At 36.9% G+C, this 8,255-nt stretch carries 7 protein-coding genes and 1 other RNA gene; 4 read left to right on the forward strand and 4 right to left on the reverse strand.

The window, feature by feature from the left end; all coding sequences use genetic code 11:
• Positions 1–11 precede the first annotated feature (11 nt).
• Together BD809_RS14110 and BD809_RS14115 are read left to right on the forward strand one after the other, a co-directional pair.
• Positions 12–716: a DUF4197 domain-containing protein gene (locus BD809_RS14110; protein WP_148783625.1), complete on the forward strand. Its 705-nt coding sequence runs from the start codon at positions 12–14 to the stop codon at positions 714–716.
• Positions 717–859: 143 nt separating this feature from the next.
• On the forward strand, positions 860–1,066 hold the full coding sequence (locus BD809_RS14115) for a Lacal_2735 family protein (protein WP_148783626.1): 207 nt from the start codon (positions 860–862) through the stop codon (positions 1,064–1,066).
• Here BD809_RS14115 and BD809_RS14120 read toward each other — a convergent pair.
• From BD809_RS14120 to BD809_RS14135, 4 genes are all read right to left on the reverse strand, one after another.
• On the reverse strand, positions 1,063–1,842 hold the full coding sequence (locus BD809_RS14120; RefSeq protein WP_148783627.1) for an alpha/beta fold hydrolase: 780 nt from the start codon (positions 1,840–1,842) through the stop codon (positions 1,063–1,065). The genes BD809_RS14115 and BD809_RS14120 overlap by 4 nt on opposite strands.
• 64 nt (positions 1,843–1,906) lie before the next feature.
• Positions 1,907–2,722, reverse strand: coding sequence for an ABC transporter substrate-binding protein (locus tag BD809_RS14125; protein ID WP_148783628.1), 816 nt, complete (start codon positions 2,720–2,722; stop codon positions 1,907–1,909).
• A 265-nt stretch (positions 2,723–2,987) separates the two neighbouring features.
• A complete protein-coding gene (gene pyrF, locus BD809_RS14130) occupies positions 2,988–3,815 on the reverse strand; it encodes an orotidine-5'-phosphate decarboxylase (protein WP_148783629.1) in 828 nt (275 codons plus the stop codon).
• A 39-nt stretch (positions 3,816–3,854) separates the two neighbouring features.
• A complete protein-coding gene (locus BD809_RS14135) occupies positions 3,855–5,069 on the reverse strand; it encodes an NAD(P)-dependent oxidoreductase (RefSeq protein WP_148783636.1) in 1,215 nt (404 codons plus the stop codon).
• Positions 5,070–5,174: 105 nt separating this feature from the next.
• Between BD809_RS14135 and ssrA the strand changes: the two genes are divergently transcribed.
• Together ssrA and BD809_RS14145 are read left to right on the forward strand one after the other, a co-directional pair.
• Positions 5,175–5,572, forward strand: a transfer-messenger RNA (tmRNA) gene (gene ssrA, locus BD809_RS14140).
• A gap of 416 nt (positions 5,573–5,988) precedes the next feature.
• On the forward strand, positions 5,989–8,034 hold the full coding sequence (locus tag BD809_RS14145; protein ID WP_148783630.1) for an alpha/beta hydrolase family protein: 2,046 nt from the start codon (positions 5,989–5,991) through the stop codon (positions 8,032–8,034).
• Positions 8,035–8,255: the final 221 nt, after the last annotated feature.

Here is an 8,255-nt window from a genome sequence, read left to right on the forward strand (position 1 = left end):
AAATCTATACTATGAAACCCTACTTTTTTGCTTTACTATTACTATCTACCAGCTGTGCTGAACTGCAACAGGTTGTAAACAATTTACCCCAAGCGGGAACTATCGGAGTGAGTGATTTTGATATCGCTAATGGATTACGACAGGCATTGGATAAAGGGATAGATAAGCAGGTTAGTAAACTGACAAAACCTGATGGGTTTTACAAAAATCAGTTAGTAAAGATTGTGCTTCCTACTGAGTTACAAAAAGTTGATAAAACATTACGAGATATTGGACTGAGTAAACTTGCAGATGAAGGTCTTAAGGTTTTAAACCGCGCTGCTGAAGATGCCGTAAAAGAAGCCACCCCTATATTTGTTAACGCTGTAAAACAAATAACCTTTGCAGATGCACGACAAATTTTAACAGGGTCTGATAATGCAGCTACTAATTATCTGGAAAGAAGAACAACATCTTCTCTTTATCAAAAATTTAGTCCCGTTATTAACTCCTCTTTATCCAAGGTTGGCGCAGATAAGGTTTGGGCTTCTATCATTTCAAGGTATAATGCGGTTCCCTTTACTACAAATGTGAACCCTAACCTTACCGATTATGTCACTAATCAAGCATTAAACGGAGTTTATAAAATGATTGCAGTCGAGGAAAAACAAATTAGAACCTCTATACAAGCACGTACAACAGATTTGTTAAAAAGAGTTTTTGCGCTTCAGGATTAATAAAAGTGCCTAAGCCATAGACGAAATCATATGAATTACCCTTCAAATGCAAACTTTTGTGTTTCTTTTATATATTGTTAACTGTATTTTGTGAAAATTCTTACATCAGATAGAATAGCTTTGTAATAAAGAAAATAGGGAGAATGTTTACTTGGCTAAAAAATAAAAACAGACTACAACGGCTTAGGAGTAAGTATTGTAGGTTAATGAAAAATTCATATTTGATTGCATTGAAAGATAAAGATAAAAGCGATCAAATTAATACAGAAGCTTGCGCACTTTTAATAGAAATTAAACGTTTAGAAACTGTCGAAAATCTGAACACATCTTCGCGTAAAAGATCTGCTTAAAATGATTGTATAAAATTCACCGATGTTTGATTAAAAATATCAGACTGCTCAACATTTACTACATGACCTGATTGTGCAACAATGGTCAGAAAAGATTTTTTATGAGCATTAACTACCTTTCTAACCGCCGGTAAGAAAAGATAATCCTGGTCTCCCATTACATACATAGTCGGTATCGCAATATCTTTAGCTCTAAAAAAACGCAACAAAGGATTGATCTCTGAAGTTAGTTTAAACCAGCGTATAAATTCTTTTTGGTAGAGTTTCTTAGCTTCATTTACAAAAAGGATTCGGGATTGCTTGTGATTTTTACGAGGCATGATGATAAACGCAAAAAACTTATACAAAATAAGATAGGGTACTACCGATTTAAATACAATGCCCAATTTCATAAGAACCTGAGACCTGAAATTTAATTTTAGAATTGCTCCACCCATAATCATACTATCCACACGCTCAGGATGTCTTTCAGCCAAGTTGCGAATTAGTATAGTCCCCAGTGATATTCCGACAAAATGTGAGGATTTAATCCCTTCTTTATCAATAACTTCAATAATGTCATTAGTAATTACATCAAAGGTATATTTATCATTAAAAGAATCCTTGAATACCGGGGCAGAATTACCATGACCTCTCAAATCTAATAATAAGATATTAAAATGTTTTCTAAAAGCTCGTAGTTGCTTAAACCATATCGAAGAACTTCCTCCAGCACCGTGGACAAAGGTTACCCATTTTTTACTAACAGGATGGCAATAGGTATTATAGTGGATCATAAAATTCTATTCTAAAGCAAGGTACTAGGTAATTTTATTTTTGACAAAGGTATTAACACATCCCTTAGAGTTGTTTAAGGCTTTGTTTGATTGATTCTTGTAAAAATCTAAAGTAATTAAAAGCATATTGAAGTCGGGAACCATACCATGAAAAATATTCTCCGTCTACCAATAGAATGGTGGCCGTAGGAAATATTTGTTGTAACTCCTCCTTATGCGCATCATTAAAAGGAAACGGTTCTGAAGAAAGTAAAATTAAATCAACATTCTGATAGTTATTACTTGTAGCTAAGTCAACGACCGGATAGCGCTCGGTTCCGTTGTAGCAGTTCTTAAAATTATTTTCTTCTAATAAGGTTGTGATAAAAGTAGAAGGCCCCGCAATCATCCACGGATTTTTCCAAATAAAGTAAAGAACATTCTTATAAGGTACATGCTGAACAAAAGCTTTAAAATCCGTCTGTTCTTGCACTATTTTATTTATAATTACTAAAGCTTCTTTTTCCTTTTGAAAGATAGCTCCGTATTGCTTAATCAGCGCTAAGGCAGATGCCAACGTAGTTATATCTGAAACATGTACAGGATATTCCTTTTCCAGAGCTTCGACCATTATTTTAGTATTCTCTTCTTTATTACAAAGAATTATTCCCGGATTTAACGCGCGAATCTTATCAAAATGTACTTTTTTAGTTCCGCCAACAATTTCTTTTTCTTGTTTTAGTCCTTCAGGATGCACACAAAATTTGGTCACCCCTTCCAATTGATCTTCTAAACCTAAATCAATAAGTAACTCGGTTTGAGAAGGTACTAAGGAAACAATTGTCGGAGTTTCACTCTTTATACTGACCTCACGCCCTATTTGATCAACAAACGTTTTCATATACTTCGATTTACAAACCACCCAATTTAAATGTTAAATATCTAATTTTTAACACCTTAAATTTTAAAATTCCTACAAATATTTGTATATTCTTACTTATTAATTTAAATCTTGGGGCTATGAATGCAATGTTACTTAATTGGGTACCGTACGGTTTACTCGCGTTCTTCGTATTTTTTATTATCTATGGATTAATAGGGTATATAAAATACGTTTTTCGAGCGAATCGACGTTAATTAAACAACCAAAACAGGAGCTTAAAAAACTAAGCTCCTGTTTTTTTTAAGAGTATAGACATCATTTCAGATTGAAGCAATTCAGCTTGTACTTTTGCAGCTTCAGCAAAATCCTCTCCTTTTGAGGCATATAAAATTCCGCGAGAAGAGTTAATCAAAAGTCCTATCTGATCATTCATTCCATACTCACAAACTTCTTGTAAACTTCCGCCTTGAGCGCCTACCCCCGGAACCAACAAAAAACTATCCGGAATTATTTTTCTGATATCACTCAAAAACTCCGCTTTTGTTGCACCAACTACATACATCAAATTTTCGGCATTCTTCCATGTTTTTGAGGTTTCAAGCACCTTCTTATACAATTCAACACCCTCAACAGTTTTGGTTTGAAAATTAAATGCCCCCTGATTGGATGTTAGCGCCAACATGATGGTGTGCTTATCTTTAAAATTTAAGAAAGGCTCTACCGAATCTTTACCCATATAAGGTGCTACCGTAACCGAATCAAACGCCAAATCTTCAAAAAATGCTTTGGCATACATAGTACTGGTATTTCCTATATCTCCGCGTTTTGCATCTGCAATGGTAAATATATTAGGATGTTGTTCGTTTAAATACATGATCGTTTTTTGAAGCGATTGCCATCCCTTCAACCCGTACGCTTCGTAAAAAGCAGTATTGGGTTTGTAGGCTACTGCCAAGTGGTGAGTAGCATCAATAATCGCTTTATTAAATTCAAAAATAGGATCTTCTGTAGCTAATAAATGCTTCGGAATTTTATCTAAATCCACATCTAAGCCAATACAGAGAAAGGATTTCTTTTTGTGTATTTGATCAACAAGGTGTTGTGTGGTCATTGTAGTGTTTTCTATAATAAATAATTGCTTATCTCGAGTTTACGAAGCCTTTGCTTCATCTACATACTCCTTTAAATAGCTGTATCGTTTCGTTAATTTGCCCTGCTGTGTCATTCGAGCCCTTTCTAATATACCATCAGCATCAGCCTCAAAAAATGCTGGCAGCACATGATCCAAAAACATTTGGCCAAAACCTTCGCTCGCATCCTTTGGCAATTCACAAGGCAGATTATCTACAGCCATTACTGCAATCGCATTAGGATCTTTAAAATCTATTTCTTTACCACTCTGCGGGTCAAATCCAAAAACCGGATCTGCTATTGTCGAAGATCGAATTGTGGTTGCAATAGGTCCATCAATATCGCATGATATATCTGCAACTACTTTGATTTTAAAACTGTTTGAAGCTATATCCTCTTTAGAATAAAAGACAGGGGCACCTTCTCCATAAAAATGACCTGCAATAAAAAGATCACTCACTTCGGTAAATCTTAAAAAATCATTTTTATACTCCTCAGGATTTTTGTAAAAGTGTGATTTATCAGCTATTGGCTGATCATCATTCGTCTTCACATAATCTTCTACATCGAGTTGCACATATACGGGCTCATCGAATGATTCATTTAAAAATTCATGTACCGAAACTTCGCATAACTGCATGGCATCCAACATCTCTTTTGCTCCGTTACCCACCTTTCCTTTTCCGGTGAGTACGATTTTGATCGCGGGCAAGGTGATTTGAGAAAGTGTATTAATTAAGGCGGATTGATCCTCTAATTCATTTGCTTTGGGCAGTGTAAAGTCACCAAACTTAAGACCCCAAGTGCGCATGGCATTATATGCGCCTACAATCCCGGCATAGCGACCAAAACCAATTAATCGCATGCCTTGTTGATCTGTTATTACTTCGTGATCGAATAATTCAATGTTCTTTTCAAGAATTGTTAGTAGCAACTCGCGATTATAAGGCTGTTTTTTTATGGTGTGCGAAAAGAAGAAATATTTTTTATTGGCCAATAATGCGTCTTTCGGAACTTCTTTGACACCTAGTAAAACATCACAATCTGAAATATCTTGTGTTACCTCAAAGCCTGCATCTCTATATTCCTGATCAGAGAACACACGAATATCAGAACTTTCAACTTTAAATCGCGCATTTGGAAACTGCTTTTTTGCCATAGCTAAAGCTTGCGGAGAAAAGACTACCCGACGATCTGGCGGGCTTTTACGTTCTTTGATAATTCCGAATGTAATCATATAGTTTGGTATGTATTTTGATTATTTTAATGTGTGGTTAAAGATATAACAATTATGACTATCTTTGCCAACTCTTTTTTACTGTGAAAGAGAGATTTTATTGGGGTCGACTGGTTTTGACAGCGAGACTAATGAGATGGTAAGCACGTCGAGCGCTGGGATATAGCTCGTAAATATCATATTTCATCTTTTTTAAACGGCGAGAATAACTACGCCCTAGCTGCATAATCTGAATTTCAGTAGGATAATGCCTCGGTCTACAAGGTAGACAAGCAGGATACTCTTCAAAAGCCTTGGTTTATGGCGTTTGGTTTTGAGTATCGTAAAAGTAAACCTAGAAACCAAAGGGTCTTGATTTGGTTTTGAAATTAATTGAGAATAAGCTGTGCGTTGGTGGTTTTTGACCGGCAAGCAGACGAAAACCTAAACAGAAACTAAGCGTGTAGAAAGCTATTTGATTACTTGTTTGGACGAGGGTTCGAATCCCTCCGACTCCACGATCAAGCGCAACTAGTTTGCGGATTAAAACATAAAAACTCGACAAGCTTGCTTGATCGAGTTTTATTGTTTTTAGACGCCTGGACTGCAAGGACAGCTAGTTGCATTTGCAGTACTAGAAGCATTAGGGATCAACCGAGTTAACCCACTCTCGACTCCACTACAAACCTGCCACTTGGCAGGTTTTTGTGTTTTCGGGGGATTCGGCAAACGCGCCCGCTGGCTCCTTCGCTAAATTGCGGGACGTTGTGTTTTCGGGGGATTTGATCAATGTCTCAATCAGATCACATATTTTTTTTTATAAAACAGAATAATAAAATAAGAAAACGAATGCATCTTACTTAAACTTATGCTACCTAAATAAACTGGCCATTACCTATTTATTTTTATCTTTATGAGTTTTAAAATGAAGTCTGTCATGAAAAAAGCAATACTTTGCTCTTTAGCACTGTTCTCTCTCTTAACTATTCTTACAGCCCAAGAAAAGCTTACCACCTTTAAAGATCTGGATGTCTTTAAAATTCAATATGCTTCTGATCCTCAAATTGCTCCTGACGGAGATCAGATCGTATATCGACGTACAGGCTTTGATATTATGCATGATAAAAGCGTTGGAAACCTTTGGATACTCCAAGCAGATGGTACTGCTCATCGCAAATTAACCGCTAGAGAAGCGAGTGAATCTCAGCCTAGATGGTCCCCTAATGGCGATCGAATTGCTTTTGTGAGTAGTACCGATCAAGGTGCTGAAATTTTTATGTATTGGGTACAAACAGGGCAATATGCCAGAATATCACAACTGGAACGCTCACCTACATCGTTAACGTGGTCTTCTGATGGAACGCAACTCGCTTTTACCATGTTGGTTCCACAAAAACCTGTCGTACTGGCCAAACTACCCCAAAAACCAAAAGGTGCCAAGTGGGCAGAAAAACCACGAATTACCAATCAATTAAAACATGAAGCTGATGGTCGTGGCCATTTGGAGCCCGGATTTTCTCATATTTTTGTGATTCCTGCCTCAGGTGGTTCTCCGCGCCAAATTACTGGTGGAAATTTTAATCATAGAAGTGGCTTATCATGGTCCCCTGACGGAAAACATATTTTATTTTCAGCGAATAGAAATGAGGATTGGGAACATGATTTTAGAAATAGCGAATTATACAAAGTATCCGTTACTGAAGGAACAATAACCACCTTAACAGATCGCAATGGTCCCGACTATGCTGCGGTTTTCTCTCCAGATGGAAATAAAATTGCATATCTAGGTTATGATGATAAAGTACAAGCGTATCAACTTAATCAATTGTACCTTATGAATAGTGATGGAGCCGATAAAAAAGTAATTCAGGTTGCATTGGATAGAAATTTGAGTAACCTTCAATGGGATGCAAAAGGAAATGGATTGTACTTTACTTATGATGACCAAGGTAACTCCAAAATAGGATATACCGATCTCGATGGAAAAGTCACTAAACTCGCTAATAACCTAGGTGGAACATCCATTGGACGTCCTTATGCGGGAGGATCGTACAGTGTATCAAAGAAAGGTACTATTATCTATACACACACACGTCCCGAATACCCTGCGGATATAGCCTTATTAAAACCAAAACAAAAAACACCCAAGTTACTGACTCGACTCAATGATCATTGGCTTTCGCATCGCACCTTGGGAAAAGTCGAAGAAGTGTGGTACGCTTCCTCTATTGATGGAAGAAAAATTCAAGGATGGCTTATAAAACCACCCAATTATGATGCTACTAAAGCATATCCTTTACTGGTAGAAAATCATGGAGGACCTATTCTTAATTACGGAGATCGTTTTTCTGCTGAGTTGCAACTCTATGCTGCTGCAGGTTATCTTGTTTTTTATCCAAATCCGAGAGGAAGTACCAGTTACGGAGAGGAATTCGGGAATTTACTTTATAACAATTATCCCGGCGAAGATTATAACGATGTGATGGACGGTGTTGACTATTTGATTAAAACCGGTATTGCAGATAAAGAAGAACTCTATGTTACCGGTGGGAGTGCCGGTGGTATCATGACTGCTTGGATCATTGGTAAAAACAATCGGTTTAAAGCTGCGGTGGTAGCAAAACCTGTTATGAACTGGATTAGTAAAACATTGGTAGCCGATAATTATTATGGTTATGCTAACTACAGATATCCGGGGCAACCTTGGGAAAATATGGAAACTTATTGGAAATTCTCCCCCATATCTTTGGTGGGCAATATTGAAACACCGACGATGGTTATGGTTGGTATGAATGACTTGCGTACACCCCCATCCGAAGCAAAACAATTGTATCACGCCTTAAAGCTTCGTAAGATAGAAACAGTGTTGGTTGAGATTCCCGGGGCATCCCATGGCATTGCGAAAAGACCGAGTCAATTAATTACCAAAGTTGCTCATACGCTGGCGTGGTTTGATAAATACCAGAAGAAAACAAAAGAATGAATCTTGTTATAGCGCTTTCTCTTGTAACCTTATGTCAGGACGAGACATTTGAGAATTAAAAAAAGCCATCGTAATGAAGTGCCCCCAAAAAGTTAGACACTATTTGGGGGTATTTTATGAGTAGATAAATCAAACATTCCAAAGATTTTAAATTTAAAGCAGTACAAAAGGTTTTAAGGAATAATTTAAGTATTACTGCTGTTAGTGATGAATTAGTTCTC

Source organism: Aquimarina intermedia (assembly GCF_008124785.1).
GTDB lineage: Bacteria > Bacteroidota > Bacteroidia > Flavobacteriales > Flavobacteriaceae > Aquimarina > Aquimarina intermedia.